The 20965-nt window shown below is 41.0% G+C and carries 12 protein-coding genes; 3 read left to right on the top strand and 9 right to left on the bottom strand.

All coding sequences use genetic code 11. The annotated features are described in order from the left end of the window. Positions 1-21: 21 nt before the first annotated feature. The 5 genes from M472_RS35545 to M472_RS35565 form a co-directional block, all read right to left on the bottom strand. Complete coding sequence (locus M472_RS35545) at positions 22-3117, bottom strand: efflux RND transporter permease subunit (protein WP_021070720.1); 3096 nt, start codon at positions 3115-3117, stop codon at positions 22-24. Positions 3118-3124: 7 nt separating this feature from the next. Next, positions 3125-4225: an efflux RND transporter periplasmic adaptor subunit gene (locus tag M472_RS35550; RefSeq protein WP_021070721.1), complete on the bottom strand. Its 1101-nt coding sequence runs from the start codon at positions 4223-4225 to the stop codon at positions 3125-3127. A gap of 11 nt (positions 4226-4236) precedes the next feature. After that, positions 4237-5493, bottom strand: a complete 1257-nt coding sequence (locus tag M472_RS35555) for a TolC family protein (protein ID WP_021070722.1) — start codon at positions 5491-5493, stop codon at positions 4237-4239. 68 nt (positions 5494-5561) lie between these two features. Beyond that, positions 5562-6896, bottom strand: coding sequence for a sensor histidine kinase (locus M472_RS35560; RefSeq protein WP_200859623.1), 1335 nt, complete (start codon positions 6894-6896; stop codon positions 5562-5564). Position 6897: 1 nt separating this feature from the next. After that, on the bottom strand, positions 6898-7578 hold the full coding sequence (locus M472_RS35565) for a response regulator transcription factor (protein ID WP_021070724.1): 681 nt from the start codon (positions 7576-7578) through the stop codon (positions 6898-6900). Between the two features lie 286 nt (positions 7579-7864). Here M472_RS35565 and M472_RS35570 point away from each other — a divergent pair, with 286 nt between their 5' ends. Beyond that, complete coding sequence (locus M472_RS35570; RefSeq protein WP_081643181.1) at positions 7865-11584, top strand: helicase-related protein; 3720 nt, start codon at positions 7865-7867, stop codon at positions 11582-11584. A gap of 48 nt (positions 11585-11632) precedes the next feature. Continuing rightward, positions 11633-11848 carry a VF530 family protein gene (locus M472_RS35575; protein WP_031301782.1) on the top strand — a complete coding sequence of 72 codons (216 nt, stop codon included), beginning with the start codon at positions 11633-11635 and terminating at the stop codon, positions 11846-11848. Between the two features lie 198 nt (positions 11849-12046). Here the strand turns inward: M472_RS35575 and rny are convergent, their stop codons facing one another. The 4 genes from rny to pheT form a co-directional block, all read right to left on the bottom strand. Beyond that, positions 12047-13606, bottom strand: coding sequence for a ribonuclease Y (rny, locus tag M472_RS35580; RefSeq protein WP_022829365.1), 1560 nt, complete (start codon positions 13604-13606; stop codon positions 12047-12049). Positions 13607-13949: 343 nt separating this feature from the next. Continuing rightward, a complete protein-coding gene (locus M472_RS35585) occupies positions 13950-14240 on the bottom strand; it encodes a cell division protein ZapA (protein ID WP_021070728.1) in 291 nt (96 codons plus the stop codon). A 51-nt stretch (positions 14241-14291) separates the two neighbouring features. Further along, the gene (locus tag M472_RS35590) at positions 14292-14600 is read right to left on the bottom strand and encodes a hypothetical protein (protein ID WP_022829366.1); all 309 of its coding nucleotides are present in this window, start codon (positions 14598-14600) and stop codon (positions 14292-14294) included. Between the two features lie 29 nt (positions 14601-14629). Beyond that, complete coding sequence (gene pheT / locus M472_RS35595) at positions 14630-17026, bottom strand: phenylalanine--tRNA ligase subunit beta (protein ID WP_021070730.1); 2397 nt, start codon at positions 17024-17026, stop codon at positions 14630-14632. A gap of 169 nt (positions 17027-17195) precedes the next feature. Here pheT and purL point away from each other — a divergent pair, with 169 nt between their 5' ends. Next, positions 17196-20870 (top strand): phosphoribosylformylglycinamidine synthase, encoded by a 3675-nt coding sequence (gene purL / locus M472_RS35600; protein ID WP_021070731.1) that lies wholly within the window; start codon positions 17196-17198, stop codon positions 20868-20870. The last annotated feature ends 95 nt before the right edge of the window (positions 20871-20965 follow it).

Genomic DNA, 20965 nt, shown 5'->3' on the forward strand with positions numbered 1-20965 from the left:
CTAATCATTCTTCCTCATATTTTAGTTCTTCTCACTTTTTGCGTACACCCAATAGAACACAACAGGAATCACCGTAAAGGAAAGAAGCAGACAGATCAACAGTCCTCCTACGATCATAATAGCCAATGGCTTTTGGATCTCCGAGCCCATCCCTGTAGACATCGCAGCCGGGAGCAATCCCATAGATCCCATAAGAGCAATCATTACTACAGGACGAATCCTACTTTTAACTCCGTTATCGATAGCCTCTTTCAATTTCATCTTATGCCGCATATTGTCCCGTATCACGCCGATCAGCACGATACCATCGATCGTGGCAACACCGAACAGGATGATGAAACCTATACCTGCCGATATACCAAAGATTGTCCCTGTAGCCCAAAGTGATATAAATCCACCTATAAAGGCAAAAGCAAGGGTCAAAGAAGAAATAGCGGTATCCTTAAAATTACCGAAGTTAGAATATAAAAGCAATAATATAAGCACCAGCGATACCGGAACAACCATCGCCAACTGTTTCGCTGCACGCTCCTTACTTTCAAACTCTCCTGCCCACTCCATATGGTGTCCTTTTGGCAACTTCACCTCTTTATCCACCACCTTTCTAGCCTCCTCAATAGTACTTCCCAAATCCCGTCCGTCAATACTAAAGCCGACACCGATGTAACGGCTATTACCTTCGCGATAGATAAATGCAGGGCCTGTCTGATAACCGATAGTAGCAATTTCTTGCAAAGGAATATTCTGTCCATTACTGGTAGGTATCAAAATGTTTCCAATTTTCTCCTTCGAATCCCGGTAACTCTCTTCGAAACGCACCATCACATCGAATTGCCGATCGTCTTCATAAAACTTAGTAGCGGCCTGCCCCCCAATTGTCATAGCGATAACCGCCTGGACATCTGCCGTAAAAATGCCATATCGAGCCATTTTAGCATCATGCAATTGAATACGTAACTCTGGCAATCCTATATTTTTATAAACGTTGATATCCGTGATCCCTTCTACCTTAGCAATAGAAGTGGCGACCTGATCTGCATAATTTTCCAAATCATAGAGATCCGTCCCAAATATCTTAATCACGAGCGAGCTCTTTACTCCCGCCACATATTCTTCTACGTTATCTTGTATAGGTTGACTAAATCCAAAACTGACACCTGGATAATGTGCCAACTTATCCCGAAGTTCTTGAATAATATCTTCTTTAGATACACCTCGTGTCCAATCTTTAACATCTTTGAGTTGCACATTGAATTCTATGTTGAAGAAACCGGTAGGATCCGTACCGTCATTGGGCCGTCCAGTCTGCGTCAATATAAAATCGATTTCTTCAGAACCTTCCATCATCAGCTCTTTCATTTCTTTGGTAAGCTTTGTAGACTCTTTTAGATTGACACTATTCGGCAGAGTAGCCCTAATGTAGATCGCTCCTTCATTCAGTTTGGGCAAGAATTCCGATCCATAATGAGAAAACTGAAAAGCACACAGCCCCAATATGGCTACAAAGACAGCAATCGTTGTTTTCTTATAGCGAAATGCAGTTGTATATAGACCATAGATATTACGTTGGAAAAACCGGGTTATAAAGTTCTCTTTCTCTTCCACGCCTTTTGTAAAAAGCAATTTACACATGGCAGGCACATACGTCAAACTGAGTATCAGTGATCCCAAAAGTGCATACCCTAAAGTAAAAGCAAGAGGTGAAAACATCTTTCCTTCCACTTTCTGAAAAGAGAATATAGGTAATAATGCTACAATCAAAATACTCAGTGCAAAGAAGATATAGGTAGCTACACTTCCTGTACTCTTTTTGATGACGCCCAACTTACTCATCTTTGCAAAACGCTCTGGTCCCACTCGATGCGATAGAGTCGCCAAAGAGACAAACACCGTCTCTACGATCACCAGCGTTCCTTCCAGTAGCAAGCCAAAATCCAAAGATCCCATGGAAATCAAATTGGCGGGCAGCCCTTGTATCTTCAATGCTATAATGGCAAACAAAAACGACAATGGTATAACCGAGGCTACGATAAAAGTAGACTTCCAATTGTACAAGAACAGAAATACAATCAGTGACACCAGCAAAATCCCCTCGATTAAGTTTCCTGACACCGTACGTACCGTATTATCGACCAATGTGGTCCGGTCGATCACGGTTTCCATCACGACTCCGTTGGGCAACACTCTCTCATTGAGTTCCTCGATCTTGTCTTTCAAATTGGCAATAACTTCGGAAGGGTTTTCTCCACGTAGCATCACTACAATTCCCTGTACCACATCCTCCGCTTCATTAAAGCTCACCTGTCCCAAACGCGGTTTACTGGATACTGATACATCGGCTACATTCTTGATCAAGACAGGTACCGTACCGTTCAACTTGACCGTAATATTCCCGATATCTTCAATCTTATCCAGAAGCCCTACTCCCCTCACCACATAAGCCTGATCGCCCTGCTCAATAACATCTCCCCCTACGTTGATATTCGACTTAGACACCGCATCATATACGTCCAACGGAGTCAGATCAAAATTCTTTAACTCGGTAGGGTTAATTTTGATCTCATAGATCTTTTCCTCTCCACCAAAACTAACCACATCTGCGACGCCGGCAACACCCAACAATTCTCTTTCAATAACCCAATCTTGTATGGCGGTAATGTCACGAATCGGCTTATCCGAACGAATGATATACCTAAAAATTTCACCAGTAGCACCAGATGGTGGTTCTATTTCGGCTTCCGCCCCATCGGGCAGTTCCACGCCACTGAGTTTATTCGACACATATTGCTGTGCATAAAAATCATCTACTCCATCCTCAAACTGTACGGTCACCACCGAAAGCCCAAAAAGTGATATAGACCGCACACTTGATTTGTGAGGGATACTGTTTACCTCTTTGGATATGGGCAGAGTGACCAGTTTTTCCATTTCCTCGGCGCTCCGGCCTGGCCACTGTGTTATGATACGTGCACGCGTATTAGTCACATCTGGGAACGCTTCAATAGCCGTATGCCGAAGCGCATAAACGCCTGCAAACAATAAAGCCAATGTCGCAAATAATACAAATGTTGTATTATGCAATGAAAATGTAACCAAGCGTTGTACTAATCTCTTCATATTTCCCCTATTTGCTTAACTCTTCATAAATTAACAACGCGTTGGAAGCAACTACCTGCTCTCCCGGTTCTAGTTTCTCCGCTATAAATGTATACTCCTCATTGCTTCCCACCTGCGTAATAGGCAAAGTCCTTAAATGACAATCATCCTTGTACACAACAATATATTCATGATTGTTATGAAACACTACCGCATTATTGGGTATAGCAAGGGCATTGCCTTGACTGTTCTTTTTATCAATAATAATATCCGCGCTCAGTCCTGGCATAAGTTTCAATGTCGGGTTTGCTAAAACTACACGAGCCTTCAACACATGTTCATTATCATCAAATACATTATAGATCTTATCAATCTTACCTGTATACGCTTGATCCGGATAAGCGACAGTACGTACCTTGACTTGATCTCCTACCTGCACATAACGTAGATTGGTAGCGTAGATATTCACCATTACCCAGACCTCTTTCAAGTTCGATATAGAGAACAAAGGGTCACTATCCGACACAATATTCTGTCCAGCACTTATGGATTTTTGAATGATATAGCCATCCTTCGGCGCCAATACCTGAAAGGCATTCGAACCGACCGATCGATATAATGCCAATGACTCGACAATACGGTCCAATTCGATCTTTGCATGCTCCAGTTCATGTTCCATCTGCATAAGTTCGGGTGCGGAAAACAAACCATCTTCCAACATTTCTTTTTTTGTCTTGATCTGATTTTTCAACAGTTGGATCTCGTTTTCTTTGTTTCTCTTCTCCTGATAAAGACCTTGTATTTCTGCCGAACGGATCGTAGCGAGCACCTGACCTTTACGGACATAGTCTCCGAGTTCAAATCGTACCTGCTCAACACTTCCTTCCAACAGGCTTCGAAAAGCGACAAGATCATTCTCATTATATTCAATCTTACCAGAAAGGGTCAATTGCTCTGTTATAGGACGCTCTTCTACAGCGACAATACTCGTTTTCTTCTTCAACATATCATTCAGGCAGAATGTATCTTGTACGACCTCAGTCTCTTGCTTAGGTGCTCCTGTGTGTCTGCACCCTGCAAGCAGTAGAACGACAACTACCTGTGCTAATATTAAGTAACTATGCTTCATCTGTAAATATTCTAAAAATCTATTCCAACAATATATTGTAACTCTTCGTAGGTATTCTTATAATCTTCCAGAAGCTCTGCTTGAGATTGTTGAGCCTCCTTATATGCTTGTGTAAAATCAATAAACTCCAACAGGGTAATCTGACGATTTTGTAAATGTTTATTATAACTGATCCACATTTTTTCCTGCTCCATAATCCGTTCTTTATCCCAGCGTTGCAACATACGCTCATAACTATGCAGCTGCTTCTGCAAACGTACAAGTGTGGATTCAACTTCGGCACGGGCAGATAGCCCCATAGCCTTTTCTTGCTCGATCTCGAACTGCGCAGCTTTGATATTACCTTTATTTCTATTGAATATAGGGAGATCTATCTGAGCTCCTAAACCGACAAAATCGCGCATTATATTTCCCCCGCGGTCATAGCCCAGTTGGACGGTAACGTCCGGTTTACGCATGGCACGCTCGAGTACAAGTTTTTTCTCCGCGGATTGTGAGGCATTATTTTGACGCTTCAAGCCTATATTCTGTTCTAATGCTATTGTCAGTATATCCTTGGGGAGACTCGAGGTATAGTCAACCCCACCACGTGTAAATTTCAAATCCTTAGAGTCAATATCGGACACCTGCGTGAGCGTACGCAGTACGCTAATAGCTTCTAGCTTATCTGCTTCCAGCGCCATTATCTCCCGCTGCAAGGCCACCAATTCTGATTGCACACGGTAGAAATCCGCTTGGGAAACATTCTGCTTTTGTACTTGAGAAGCATATTGTTTTTGTAATTCTTCGTACAGAGTCACTACCGTCTGCAACTGCCTTTCTTCAGCAGTCAAGCGTTCGACCTTATAGAAACCTTGCCTCAGCTCCTTTTTGAGCTGCCGTAACAGTTCTTCGTACTCCAGCAGCGCATCATTCTTTTCCAGATTTTTTAGCGCTATCCGCTTTTTTCGCTTTCCAGCTGTTTCGATCAGTTGCTCGAGTTCGATCGAAATCTGTTGCGCTTTACCGTAATTGCCGAAAATAAGAGGTTGTTCTTCATACCCCGTATTTTTCCACAGGTTGATTTCACTGATTTCCAGCGTAGGGTTATTCCACACTTTCTCTTGAAGCATTTCAGCATCCACTCGCTCAATATTATACCGCTGGGCCAAAAGCAAATAATTATTCTTTAAGAATAATGCTTCTAAGTCAGCCAGCGAATAAGACTGCGCATGAATTGTCCCTTTAAAGAGGATTAAGAAAATTAATAAAAAGACCTTTTTCACCATATTATATTTTATACAGCAAAACTAGTTGCTGCACATTAAGGTGAAGTCCTATTTAGATTAGAAGTAGATTAGAATGTCAGTATGATGGTCGTTCCTGAAGAGTCGCTTTTGATCTCTAGAGCTATCCGATGTAATTGGAATATAACATTGGCCATGGATAGACCTATTCCTTTTCCTTGATACCCTCTTGCATTTTGTCCACGAAAAAAATTTTGCTTGATATTGTAGATATCTTCCTCCAATATCCCTATCCCCCTATCTTGTAAGAGTACAACTAGACGTCCTTGACTTTCTTTTATACTGACTTTTACAACATCATTATTGGAATATTTCAATGCATTTTCAACAAGATTACCTATGGCCAGTTCCAATAATTTCACATTACCTTCAAAGCTTAAAAGTTCATTATCTTCAACCTCCATCTCTACCTCAATCCTCGCTTGATGATAAAGAACCGCATTCTCGATGACGGACCATATGATTTCGTCTACACGCAGCGTTCCGAATTCGAACGAAGTCTTTGCCCCAGATAACAAGGTCATATTTTCTAACGTATCCTGCAGATCAGCAGTATATTGTTTAAGTTGAGAAATCACGGTCTCATATTCTTCTACAGAACGTTGTTTGTTCTTCGTTACCTCCAGCGTACCTAACAAGGCCGTAATGGGCGTTCGCAATTCATGCGAAACATAATCAATAAAGTTCTTTTGAACATTAAAAATCTGCGCAATACGATCAACAAAATGATTATAGGTCTTGATCAAATCGTTTATCTCATCGTAGCTTTTTTTCAAAACAATAGGTTCATTGAAATTTTTCGTATCTTTTCTTTTAATCTCATCGATTATACGAATAATAGGTTCGTAAGCTACCGTACCCAAATACTGCGACACTATAAATATCGATATAATCCCAAGTAAAGACACGATCACTAAAATTTGTAAAAGGGAATGCATCTGTTCGTTGAAATCATCCTTAGATTCACGTGTCACGACAACAAAATCTCCTTGATTATCTTCATAAAACCGACCGTTATAAAAAAAATCGCCCGTATCGAAGTGCGCAATCCGTTCCTTTCGAACCCTAGCCATGAAAGACGAATCAATGAGTTCAATTGATGGCATATCGCCATTAAAACGTTCATTATCTTTATCCAAAAGGATAATGTTTTTTCGAGAAATCGTCTTCAACAATTGATTTTTAACACTCTCGTGCTCCAGAAAAGAAAGCTCATCCTGTTCCAAATAATATATGGCAGCCAATAGCGATTTACTCTCCAAGGATTCACGTTCTTTCTTTTCCATTACGGCATAAAAAGAAATATAGATAACCGACGAAATAACGATGGTAATCACGCTAAATATAACAACAGAATAAAGAGAGAGTCTATGCTTTAGCTTCATTTTAATTTGTCTTGAACATATATCCGATGCCCTTAACGGTATAAATATATTTTTCGTTTCCTTGCTCTATCTTACTCCTCAAGTAGGATATATAGACATCGACTACATTCGTTTGATTATCAAAAGTAATCCCCCATACTGCGTTAAGTATCTGTATCCGTGTGACTGTACGATCTTTATTTTCAATAAGATACAACAACAACTTCAGCTCTCTCGGTGACAAATCTATGGCTTTTCCCTCGCGGGATACGATATATTGGTTCATATCAATAGAAAGACTACCATAGTTGAGCACATTTACCGGCGTCTCTTGTTGTTGATACTGTATACGTCGAGTAAGCGCTCTGATACGGGAGAGCAGCTCATCAAAATGAAAGGGTTTTGTGATATAATCATCGGCCCCATAATCTAGGGCCGAAACCTTATCCTGCACCGTATTCAAAGCACTAAGCATCAGTATAGGAGCAAATATTTTTTTGTAACGCAGTGTTTGCGCCAATTGAATACCATCCATCTGTGGCAACATCACATCCAGAATAATCAGATCCCATGGAATATTAAGATAAGAGTCCAGCACCTCCTCAGCAGTCTTACATAGTACGACCAAATAGCCATTTTCTTCTAATCCCTTGATCAGAAAATCACTTATCCGCTTATCATCTTCTACAACCAGTATTTGCATAAGTCACCTTGAATAGGACAAAATTATCAATAATTAAACCATAACAGACTTCATCCGCAAAATTTAATCGATTTCTAATTTTAAGATAATCAAGAACACTATTTTTTCCTAGCGTGACTCACCCGATACAGTCGGAATCGGCTCATGTTTGTTGCTGCTCCCAAGGAATCATGAACATTGTTTCTAGTCTCCTATATGCTTATAGACCTCCAAAGTTTTTTTAATCCGAAAAAAGAGACTATCTTAAAGCACTGGTAATTAACCACAAAAGATAATCAAGCCAATTATGATGAAGTCATTTAACAAGTATTACGCAGAAAAGATAAGTGCTATTATTGAATCCAAAATTGCCGAACGCCAAAACTTGATCTTTGTTTTATTAGGGCAAACATCCTTGTGGCATTCCCTATTACCCTGTGCCAATATTGCAGATAGCAGCCATTTAAGGAATGAAAACAAGCACTATTCCTTTAGCAAGGACTGGTATGTGCAAATGCAAAACACACTGGCCTTAGCAAAAGACTATCACCTGATATCCTACGCACAATTTTGCTACCTGCAGGACTACGCTGGCGACACTCCACTTCCCTTTGAGGACCGCATTGTAGTTATTCAAGATAATCTACGCCAACTATTTCCCCTCGACAAGGAAGACTACATACCGACCAGCAGCCAGGATAATATAGACAGCAGACCGGCAGACCTACCATTACACCACATCGAACAATGTACTCTGAACCAGAAACATTACTATTTAACTCGCCGACCAACCAACAATTTTAAAGTTATCCCACTTTTCCAAGAAGAAACAGAAGTTGAAGAAAGCGGCCTGGAAGATCAGAATGCGTACAATCTGTCCTTTGACAATTTCGCCCTAGATCTACTCATCAATGACCACATCCATCAGTCTGCTTTCGGTGGCACCACTAAGATCACCTACTACGAAAAACAATTTCAAAACAACCGTTTACTGAGCGACCTCAAGAAATGGAATGCGGTCCTAAATCAATTTGGTGGACAACTTCAGTATATCGCTATTTCACAAATTGAAGAAGATAGCCCGATACGAGAAGTTACAACCCAGTTGCTGAAACGGCATTGGGGCAGTGAAGCAACCTTCAGAAATCTTTTCATCTACAAGAACCCAGACCGTACGAACGAAGTTATTCCTATCTCGCAGGGCCATATCGTCGAAACGATTATCACAGCTTATGAAAACAGCAAAGAAAAGCAGGTGATCAGAGATGTATTCTTGACGGCACCTACCGGTGCAGGCAAATCGCTCATTTTTCAACTTCCGGCCTTTCATATCTCAAACCAAGGAGATGTCACCATAGTTATTTCTCCTCTAATTGCCTTAATGAAAGATCAGGTAGAGACCATAGTCAAAGAGCGAAATTTCGAAAAAATAGCCTACATCAATGGTGAACTCTCCTTTTCAGAAAGGGAGAGCATCATTCAGCAATGTCAAACTGGTTTAATCGATATCCTATACATGTCCCCAGAGCTATTCCTCTCTTACGACATCACCTATTTTATAGGAAGCCGTAAAATCGGACTACTGGCTATAGACGAGGCACACCTTATCACCACCTGGGGCAGAGATTTCAGAGTCGACTACTGGTTTCTCGGTGAGCACCTGCGCAAACTGCGTGAAGTAAACCTACAACGATTCACTATTGTGGCTGTTACAGCTACAGCCGTATTTGGCGGAACCAATGATATGGTTTTTGACAGCATCAATAGTCTTCATTTGAACAACCCTCACCTCTATATCGGTCAGGCAAAACGAGAAAATATCACCTTTGTATTTCAGAACTATTCTGCTTTTGAGAAAAAAACAGAAGCAAACAAACTCGAACAAACTGTTTCCTTCAGTAAGCAGATCCATGAACTACAGCTCAAAACACTCGTCTACACTCCCTATACTAAACAAATCTCCAACATTATAGAAACCTTGAACCAGGGGTTTAGCACTATTGCTACAGGATACCATGGTGGTATGACTAACGAAAATAAAAACTTCGCTTTAGGGCAATTCAAAACGAGCAAAAGAAAAATAATGTTTTGTACCAAAGCATTCGGAATGGGGGTTGATATTCCCGATGTAGATATGGTATATCACCACGCGCCATCGGGATTATTCTCTGATTATATCCAAGAAGTGGGCAGAGCGGCACGAAATCCAGACCTTAATGGATTTGCAGTTATCAATTATCACCCTGACGATCTATTGTATGCAAAAACACTACATAAGATGTCTGCGATTCCCCCCTATCAAATACAACTCGTACTACGAAAAATTCTGCTCGCCTATCACAGCAACGATAAGCAAAATAATCTGCTGCTATCGACAGAAGACTTCGAGTATATATTTGATAAAGGTCAAGATTTCCAGCAGAAGATGCTTACTTCATTGATGTTTCTAGAGAAAAACTATATTCTTGAGCAGGGATTCCCAGTCTTCACCGCCAGACCCAAAAAACGCTTTATAACAGGATATGCTAAACTTGAAGACGAGCAGTTAGAAAAACTAGCACATTTTTACCCAGATACCTACGAACTGATTAGCAGTCGAAAAAACGGAGAGCACATCATCGAATTTGACATCGAAAAATTCTGGAATCACTATGGTCAGAAGCAAAGTTTCGAAAATTTAAAATTAGCTTTTTACAATAATACAATTTTCCAAGAAGACAAGATCAGCTTAGAACCTCAATTAAAAATAACCTTTGAGCGCGCTGGAGGCTCCTTCGATGGACAATCGCGTAAACTGCAAACCATCTTCCATACCATACAACAAGTTCTTGAATCCTTTGATGGTTTCTTCACAGCAAACCAGTTTGAATACAAACTCAAAGAACTTATCGCCGACCAGTGGATGGTTCCCAAAATCAGCAACCTGCTTTTTACAGCCTACATCAACAATTCCTATGGAAACCGCCATCGCATACCGAATGTTTTCTTGAGAAAGAGAACATTTGGTAATGAAGTAAAATACCTGAATGATCCTGTAATGAGCAAGACCACTTTTCTCAGGCTGACAACACGATTCAATAATCTATTTAAAAATAGCGGCAATCGTCGATCAAGTCGCTTTTGCACACAAAAAAACATCAACTCAGACAGTTATGTAAAATTGGGCAACTTCCTCGAAACATTGGGAATCGCTACCTTCGAAATCAAAGGAGGCGATAAAACTATGGTACATATTCGAATCAATGCGCCTAGGTACCTTGAAGTGGATAACAACAGTCCTGAATACAACAATCGATTACTTGCAGACTCGACAGAACGGCAAGAAACCAGCTACGCTCTATTTAACCATTTTTTTCAAAATGATTGGTCTAACCAAAAGCGCTGGGAATTTATCGAAAATTACTTTTTAGGAGAGTCCATAGCAAACTTATTAACACCATACCCACCGACAGACGCCAACAAATCGGATCTAAAAAGCAGACTAAAAAAGCTTCTTCCTCAAGAAAAAAGCGTAGTCGAAGACTGTAACACAACAGAAAGTGTCCCCGTATCTACTGCCGAAGTCACGGACAGCAATCTGCATATCTTTACTGCCATCAAAGATTCCGTACTCGAACAGAGTAAATTGCTAACCATTCAAACCGAAGAAGAGATCCGAACCATGCGGGTTTCCGAATGGCTAATGTATGATCCCGTAATCCTTGATAAAGAAAGAATAAAAGTAGGGTTCAAGCTGGAAGGAAGGGCCTATCAAATATTAAATTCTAAACTAAGAGCCCACCATTTTGACTATTATCGTGATATCCTGCGCTTACAAATGCACATCGATTTTCCCAAATACAGCACATCGGTAAAAGCCCTATTACCCTATACCGACAAACCTGTTGAATTTTACAAATGGTGGTGCGACAACCCAGATCAAGTAACACTCAACTTCAGAGAAAAATTAATGCTGTTTGAAAAAGTCAATAGTAAACATCCGAGAACACTAAAAAGTGAACATAAAAAGATGATCGGTGGAAAATAAACCAAATAGCTGTTTAAGCATGAGTCAAAGTCGTTATCTTTGTGAATGATGAATGAACAGAAGAACAATCCACTACATGGTAAAAGATTAGACTTTATCCTAGAGGCACTGGTCGAGTATTATGGATGGAAAGAATTGGGTCGTATCATACCAATCCGTTGTTTTAATGAGAACCCCAGTATCAAATCTTCGTTGACATTTCTCCGAAAAACGCCTTGGGCACGCGAGAAAGTAGAACAATTATATATCAAGAAACTGTACTAACAGTCGCTTTTGTAACCTGCGAAAAGGATTCGCTTCCATCCGCTTTTTTCAACTTAGAAAATACCCCTGTTCCATGTTGGTTTACTTCATCATGAATCTATCAAAGAATTATTCCTACACTGGGATATGATAACCAGAACAATCAAGAAAGCCTCAAAAACTTTTATTTTTGAGGCTTTCTATAGATATTCTACTTGCTTATTTTGCGTAAGACACAGAGCGTGTTTCACGTATCACAGTAACCTTGATCTGGCCAGGGTAAGTCATCTCCGTCTGGATACGGTTAGAAATATCCGCAGCTAGAATTTCGGACTGTGCATCAGAAATCTTTTCACTTTCGACAACAACACGTAATTCACGTCCAGCTTGAATTGCAAATGTCTTCTCCACGCCTGGGTAAGATAATGCTAAAGCCTCCAATTCTTTCAAGCGCTTGATATAACTTTCCACCACCTCGCGGCGAGCACCTGGGCGAGCACCCGATATGGCATCACATGCTTGGACTATCGGAGATATCATCGCTGTCATCTCAATCTCATCGTGGTGCGCACCGATAGCATTGCACACGTCAGGGTGTTCTTTATATTTTTCAGCCAACTGCATACCAAGAATAGCGTGCGGCAATTCAGGGTTGTCATCTGGCACCTTACCAATATCATGTAATAATCCGGCACGTTTGGCATGTTTCACGTTCAAACCAAGTTCCGAAGCCATCGTCGCTGCAAAGTTTGCTACCTCTCGGGAGTGTTGCAACAAGTTCTGACCATAAGACGAACGATAACGCATACGACCGACCATACGGATCAACTCCGGGTGAAGACCATGAATCCCCAAATCAATAGCTGTACGTTCACCGATCTCAACAATTTCGTCCTCAATCTGCGTGCGGGTCTTGGCGACCACCTCTTCGATACGTGCAGGGTGTATACGACCATCTGTTACCAAACGGTGTAAGGCCAAACGAGCAATCTCACGGCGCACAGGATCAAATCCCGACAATATAATAGCTTCCGGTGTATCATCCACGATGATTTCTACACCTGTTGCAGCCTCTAATGCGCGAATATTGCGTCCCTCACGACCGATGATACGTCCTTTGACTTCATCATTCTCAATATTAAAAATAGAAACAGTATTCTCAATAGCAGACTCCGTAGCTGTACGTTGTATCGTTTGAATGACCACTTTTTTAGCTTCTTTCGATGCTGTCAATTTAGCCTCATCCACGATATCTTTGATTTGAATCATCGCTTGCGAACGTGCCTCTTCCTTCAAAGAAGAAACCAACTGTTCGCGTGCCTCGTCTGCCGTAAGCCCTGCGATAGTTTCCAACTGTTGGATATGTTGATTTTTCAACAATTCCACCTCTTCGCTCTTCTTCTCGTTCAATTCTGTCAACTGATCCAATTTCTTGCTCTTGTTCTCAAGCTCTTGTTTATCACGATTGATGCTTTCCAACTTTTGGTTGAGCGATTGTTCCTTTTGACGGATTGAGTTTTCTTTTTGAGCAATGGTATTATTCCGTTGATTTACCTCTTTTTCATGTTCAGCTTTCAACTGTAGAAACTTCTCTTTCGCCTCCAACTGTCTTTGCTTCTTCGTATGTTCAGCTTGCTTTTCGGCTTCTTTTATAATGCTTTCTGCCTTTTCATTAGCACTTTTCTCTTGCTTTTTAAAAAGTAACTGCAATAAAAACCTCCCAATTGCAACCCCGATTAAAAGAGATATTATGATTGAAATTGTTATAGATAACTCCATGTTATTTAGTATATATTATTTAGTTTTCTGTGTTTTTTACTTTTATTTTTTTGAAAGTATATGTTTTTAAAGACATCAAGAACTTCCATCGCTGTTATTGAGCTCAAGGAATCCTGAAAGTTTTTTCAAAAAAAAACCGCAATTAAATCAACAGGTATCAAGTATTATTAAACTTCGATTTCACATGATTTGAGCGTATGATCATGACCTAGATGGCAAATATGCAAAATGGCCTACATCTCTTTTTTGCTCGTGATATTGAAGCGTTAAGTTTAAAATAGTGACAACCCGAATTTAATTGCGGCAAATTCGTCGTTAAAGCTCTATATATAAAGAACGATATTTATTTTTTAAAGAAATCTGTCAAAATACTTTCCAGCTCATGAACGGACTGTTCCAACCCCATATCTTGGGTCTGTGCACTACGTTCTGCCTTGATCATACCAGTAGCATACTGCAATACACACATGGACAATAAATCCTGTTTATCACGGACTGCATAATTCTCCTGCATTTCCTTTATTTTTTCATTTATCAATTTCGCAGCGTGACGAATTACTTCTTCCTCTTCAGTACTAACCCGTAAAGGATAAACACGATCAGCGATATTTATTTTTATGGAAATTTCTCCCATTTTTATGAGCTTTATAATGTACTATACCCAATTGATTTCACTCTTGACGAACTATTTCAACAGGTTGATACATCTGTCTATTTCTCGCACAAAATCGTTAATTTTTTGTTTTGTGTCAAGTATTTTTTCATCTATGGCACTTTTATCCAAATCTGCCTCTTCCAAGGATTTTGCAACAGCCATAGCTTTAATCTTTTCTTCAAGCTGGCTGATTTTATCTGAACTGGTATCAAATGCAGCTTGCACAGACTGTAATTCCAGTTTTAATAGATCGTTTTCCTCTTGCAAAGCTTCACACATTTGAATTAAATTCTTCGTTTTCTCAACGATAAGATTCATTTGTGTTGATAATGATGCCATATTATAACTCGCAATTAAAATTAATGAAACTAACGCACTACAGCGCCAGTCTCTTTCTCAAAGTTAATAATTAATTTTTGAATAATGCTATCAATTTGTTTATCATTTAGCGTTTTTTCTTCGTCCTGGATCGTAAAACTCAATGCATAAGACTTTTTGCCTTCAGGCAGCTTGTCGCCTTTATAGACATCAAAAATACTAACCCCTTTCAAAAGCTTGCGCTCCGACTTCAATGCTATATTCTTCAACTGTTCGAAAGTCACTGAATCATCCAACAGCAACGCCAAATCACGACGTACAGCAGGATATTTAGAAACTTCTTTAAACTTTATTTCATTTTTACGTATCGAACGAATCACCAAGTCCCAGTCAAAATCAGCATAATAGACTTGGCCATCGACATCAGCTTTTTTCAAAGCTGCATCCGAAACTGCTCCCAAAGAGACCAACACTTTTTGTCCTTTCATATAGTCTAGACCATACGCTAGGTTGGTATTTGTAGTCTCTACGATTTGTAGACCTTCGATCTTTAATCGTTTTACAATCATATCGACAGCAGCCTTAAGATTGTAAAAACTTACAGCTCCCCCCGTTGAGTTCCATTGCTCTTTCGACTTATTCCCCACAAGACCAAGAGCCATCCGCTGGCGCTCGTTATAGCCCTCCTCCTGGAGATGGTATGTTTTACCATATTCAAAAAACTTCAGATCCGTAGATTTACGTTTTTGATTATAGGCCATCGCTGTCAACATGGAGTACACTAGGTTTTGACGCATGGTATCTAGATCGGAACTCAATGGATTTAACAAACGAACGGCGGTGGATTCGTCATCAACATAAGACATTTTGGTCAACGAGTTAGAAAGAATCTCCCTATACCCATTACCGATCAGCAGGTCAGCAACTTGATTTAATACAACCTCCCGATCTGGTTTCTCTTGCGTATTTAACGAAGCAAGAATCTGACTCTTAAGTTCAATATTATTATAACCATAGATCCGCAACACTTCCTCCGTCACATCCACTTCACGTGTAACATCGACTTTGTAGGCTGGTACCTCTACTGAAAAGACAGTATCTTTTTCTGATGTAATAGCTATCCCTAGCGCTTCAATAATAGCCTTAATCTCCTCTGCAGGAATTTCTTTACCGATCAAGCGTTGTACATTCTTACAATCTACATCAAACGCAAAAGGAGCAATAGGGCTAGGGTAATTATCCGATACAGCCGAACTAACTACGCCACCTGCAATCTCCTGGATCAAAAGTGCTGCTCGATACAAGGCAAATACCGTAATATTAGGATCCGTACCACGTTCAAAACGGAAAGAAGAGTCCGTTTTCAACCCATGACGTTTTGCCGTCTTACGGACATATACGGAATTGAAGTAAGCCGACTCCAAAAAGATATCGGTTGTACTTTCAGAAACGCCCGAATACTCTCCCCCAAAAACTCCAGCTATACACATAGGCTTGGCCGCATCTGCAATAATCAGATCCTCCGAGGAAAGTTTCCGTTCTACACCATCCAGGGTAATGAAAGGCTCTCCTTCATTGGCTAAACGCACAACTACCTTATCTCCTTCGATTTTAGCGGCATCAAATGCATGCAACGGTTGTCCCAAATCGTGTAAGACATAATTTGTAATATCTACGATATTATTAATCGAACGGATACCGATTGTATTCAATTTCTCTTTCAACCAATCTGGTGATGCTCCCACCTTGACTCCTGAAATACGTACTCCAGAATATCTTGGACAGGCCTCTGTATTTTTAACTTCTATAGCTGCAGTGTTTGCAGCAGCAGGTGTTGCAAAACTACTTACATCAGGAAGCGTATAGCTCTTACGGAAATAAGCTGCCAAATCGCGCGCTACCCCCAAATGAGATGCCGCATCAGCACGATTAGGAGTCAGACCGATCTCAAAGCAGTAGTCATCTTCCATTTGATAAAAATCCTTGACCAACGTACCAACTTTAGCATCCGCTGGCAATTCTACTATACCCGCGTGGGAATTGCCCAACCCTATTTCATCCTCACCACATAGCATTCCCTCCGACACCTCTCCTCTTATTTTCGATTTCGTGATCTTAAAGGGATCGCCACTCATAGGGTGGCAAGTCGTACCTACCGTAGCCACAATCACTTTCAGTCCAGCACGACAATTAGGTGCTCCACAAACGATATCCAATGGCGTATCAGTACCAACATCCACTTTTGTAACACGCAACTTATCCGCATTAGGATGTTGCTCGGCCGAAAGAACCTCTCCCACGACCAATCCTTCTAATCCACCTGGAATAGATTGTACTTTCTCAACAGCCTCCACTTCAAGTCCTATATCAGTCAGAATCAAGGACAATTCATCTGGAGTCTTTTCTATATTGATGTAATTCTTAAGCCAATTGTAAGAAATATTCATTATTTATTAAATTTTAAGAGATACAAAGATAGGCTTTTGATAAGAAAATAGTGAAATATTGTTAACAACTCCGATTTATTCACAAAGCACTTTTTGCTTATTGCTTATTTAAAATATTCCGTAACTTTGTGCTTTAAGTTGAAGAACGTTCAAAACCCAACATTATATAATGATTCATTTCTTTGAGAACCCATCGAATACCATCTACGGTGTTCAAAGCGTAAACTCTTTATCACAAGAAGACATTACTAAACTAAACTGGTTATTTGGCAATGCCAAAAAGCTAGAAGAACAAACCTTAAGCCGCTACTTTGTAGGTCCGCGCGCAGCCATGGTTACACCTTGGAGTACCAATGCGGTAGAGATCACTCAAAATATGGGCATTGAAGGCATTGTCCGTATCGAAGAATTTCAGTCTGTACCGGCTGATTTCAATGACTTCGACCCTATGATTTCTCAAAAGTTTGAAGCCCTGACACAGGATATGTACACCATACATATTACGCCAGAGCCTATCATAGATATCGATGATATCGATGCCTACAACAAGACAGAAGGCCTTGCACTCAACCCTGAGGAAGTCGAATACCTGAATAATTTATCTTCCAAACTGGGACGCAAACTGACCGACTCCGAGGTATTTGCATTTTCGCAAGCCAACTCGGAGCACTGCCGTCACAAAATATTCAATGGTACTTTTATTATTGATGGAGAAGAACAACCAACATCACTATTTAAGTTAATCAAAAAGACATCAGAGACCAACCCGAATGACATTGTATCCGCTTACAAAGACAATGTCGCTTTCGTCAAAGGCCCTAGAGTAACGCAATTTGCTCCGAGGTCGGCAGACAAACCTGACTTTTACGAAGAGAAAGAATTCGATTCTGTATTGTCAGTCAAAGCAGAAACACACAACTTCCCGACTACAGTAGAACCGTTCTCCGGTGCTGCTACAGGATCGGGTGGTGAGATTCGTGATAGATTGGCTGGTGGACAGGGAGCTCTTCCCCTAGCTGGTACGGCCATCTACATGACAGCATACTCGCGTTTATTGCAAGACCGCCCTTGGGAAAAAGGAATGCAAGAACGCCCATGGCTATACCAAACACCAATGGACATCTTAATCAAAGCATCCAATGGAGCTTCAGATTTTGGAAACAAATTTGGACAGCCACTCATCACAGGTTCAGTATTGACCTTTGAACATGAAGAAGAAGGACGCAAATTAGGATATGATAAAGTAATCATGCAGGCTGGTGGTGTTGGTTATGGAAAGCTAGATCAAGCAAAAAAACACACACCAAAAGTCGGTGATAAAATCGTTATTCTAGGTGGAGAAAACTACCGTATTGGAATGGGTGGTGCTGCTGTATCTTCTGCGGATACCGGTGCTTTCGGATCAGGTATCGAATTGAATGCTATACAGCGTTCGAATCCGGAAATGCAAAAAAGAGCGGCCAATGCCGTACGTGGCATGGTCGAGTCCGACACCAACCCTATTGTATCGATCCACGATCATGGAGCAGGTGGACACTTGAACTGTCTATCAGAGCTTGTCGAAGAAACCGGTGGCCTAATCGACCTAGATAAACTACCAGTAGGAGACCCTACCCTTTCTGCAAAAGAAATTATTGGCAACGAATCCCAAGAGCGTATGGGCTTGGTGATTGCTGAAAAAGATATCGATACTTTAAAACGTGTTGCTGACCGTGAGCGCTCGCCAATGTATGCCGTAGGTGATGTAACAGGCGACAACCGTTTTACATTTGAATCAAAAACCACAGGTGAAAAACCAATGGATTATGCATTAGAAGATTTCTTCGGATCATCTCCTAAAACAATCATGCGGGACAACACCGTCACACGTCACTATGCGGATCTCTCCTACACTACCCAGGAAATACCTGCTTATGTCAACCAAGTATTACAATTAGAAGCTGTAGCTTCCAAAGATTGGTTAACCAACAAAGTAGACCGTTGTGTGGGTGGTCGCGTAGCCAAACAACAATGTACCGGTCCATTACAGTTACCATTGAACAACGTTGGTGTGATGGCACTGGATTACAAAGGCAAAGAAGGTATTGCTACTACGGTAGGTCATTCGCCTGTAGCTGCTTTGGTTGATCCTGCCGCTGCCAGCAAGACCGCAATCGGCGAAGCACTTTCAAATATCGTATTCGCTCCTATCATCAATGGTATCGAAGGGATCTCCCTATCGGCCAACTGGATGTGGGCATGTAATAATGAAGGTGAAGACGCCCGTCTTTACAAAGCAGTAAAAGCTTGTTCTGATTTCGCAATCGAACTGGGTATCAACATCCCTACAGGAAAAGATTCCCTTTCGATGAAGCAAAAATACCCTAACGGAGACCATGTCATCGCACCGGGAACCGTTATTATTTCTGCTGCTGGAAACTGTACAGACATCAATAAAGTCGTAGAGCCTGTTTTGAAAAAGAACAGTGGCGCTATCTATTACATCAACCTGTCTAAAGACAGCTTTAAACTGGGTGGCTCTTCATTTGCACAGATTTTAAACAAAGTCGGCACCGAAGTACCAACAATACAGGATGCCGCTTATTTCAAAAAAGCATTCAATACCATACAACAATTGATCGCCAAGGGTCAAATCGAAGCAGGTCACGACATCGGTTCTGGTGGTTTAGTAACCACATTACTCGAAATGACATTTGCTGATGTAAACCTTGCTGCGAGCTACGATCTATCTGGCTTAGGCGAAGTAGATACCGTAAAAGCGTTGTTCAATGAAAACATTGCTGTCGTACTACAGGCAAAAGACAATGCCGCATTAGAAACTGCTTTCCAAGCTGCGGGTGTAGAAGCGGTGAAAATAGGTGAAGTCATCGCAGGCGATACCGTAAGTTTCAAAAACAATGCAGATATATTCACATTTGGCGTGACCGAAACTCGCGACACTTGGTACAAAACCTCGTTCTTACTAGACCAAAAACAGTCTAAAAACGGTATGGCGCAAGAGCGTTATAACAACTACAAGAACCAACCGCTACAATTTACCTTCCCTGCACACTTTAATGGTAAAAAACCGGCTATAAATACATCGGGAGTGCGTCCTAAAGCTGCTATCCTCCGCGAGAAAGGATCCAACTCAGAAAGAGAAATGGCAAATGCCATGTACCTTGCTGGATTTGATGTCAAAGATGTGCACATGACCGATTTGATCACAGGACGGGAGACACTAGAAGACATACAATTTATCGGTGCTGTAGGTGGTTTCTCCAACTCGGACGTATTAGGTTCGGCAAAAGGTTGGGCTGGTGCTTTCTTATACAACGAGAAAGCGAAAAAAGCATTAGACAACTTCTTCGCCCGTCCAGACACCATGTCTGTCGGAATATGTAACGGCTGTCAATTGTTTATGGAGTTAGAACTGGTCAATCCAGAGCACGATGTTCATGGCAAAATGCTGCACAATACCTCAGCTAAGCACGAATCAAACTTCGTATCGGTAAAAGTTCAGGAGAACAACTCGATCATGCTGAAAACCCTTTCGGGCTCTACCTTAGGGGTTTGGATTTCACATGGTGAAGGAAAATTCAACCTACCAAAAGAAGAGTCTGCTTATCAGATTGTTGCCAAATATGCTTATGAGCAGTATCCGCACAATCCAAACGGATCCGACTACAATACAGCCATGTTATCTGACACCACAGGCCGTCACTTGGTCACGATGCCTCATATCGAGCGCTCGACATTCCAATGGAACTGGGCCAATTATCCTGATGGACGTCAAGACGAGGTTACACCTTGGTTAGAGGCCTTCGTTAATGCTAAAAATTGGTGCGAAAGCAACAAAAAATAACTAAGAAAGGGCTGTCTGAAAAGCAACAAATCGTCGTCGTTGCGAACCTGAGGAACGATGGTGTGGCAATCTAACTTACTTAAAATACAGATTGC

The sequence above is a fragment of the Sphingobacterium paucimobilis HER1398 genome (assembly GCF_000416985.1).
Classification (GTDB): Bacteria; Bacteroidota; Bacteroidia; order Sphingobacteriales; family Sphingobacteriaceae; genus Sphingobacterium; species Sphingobacterium paucimobilis.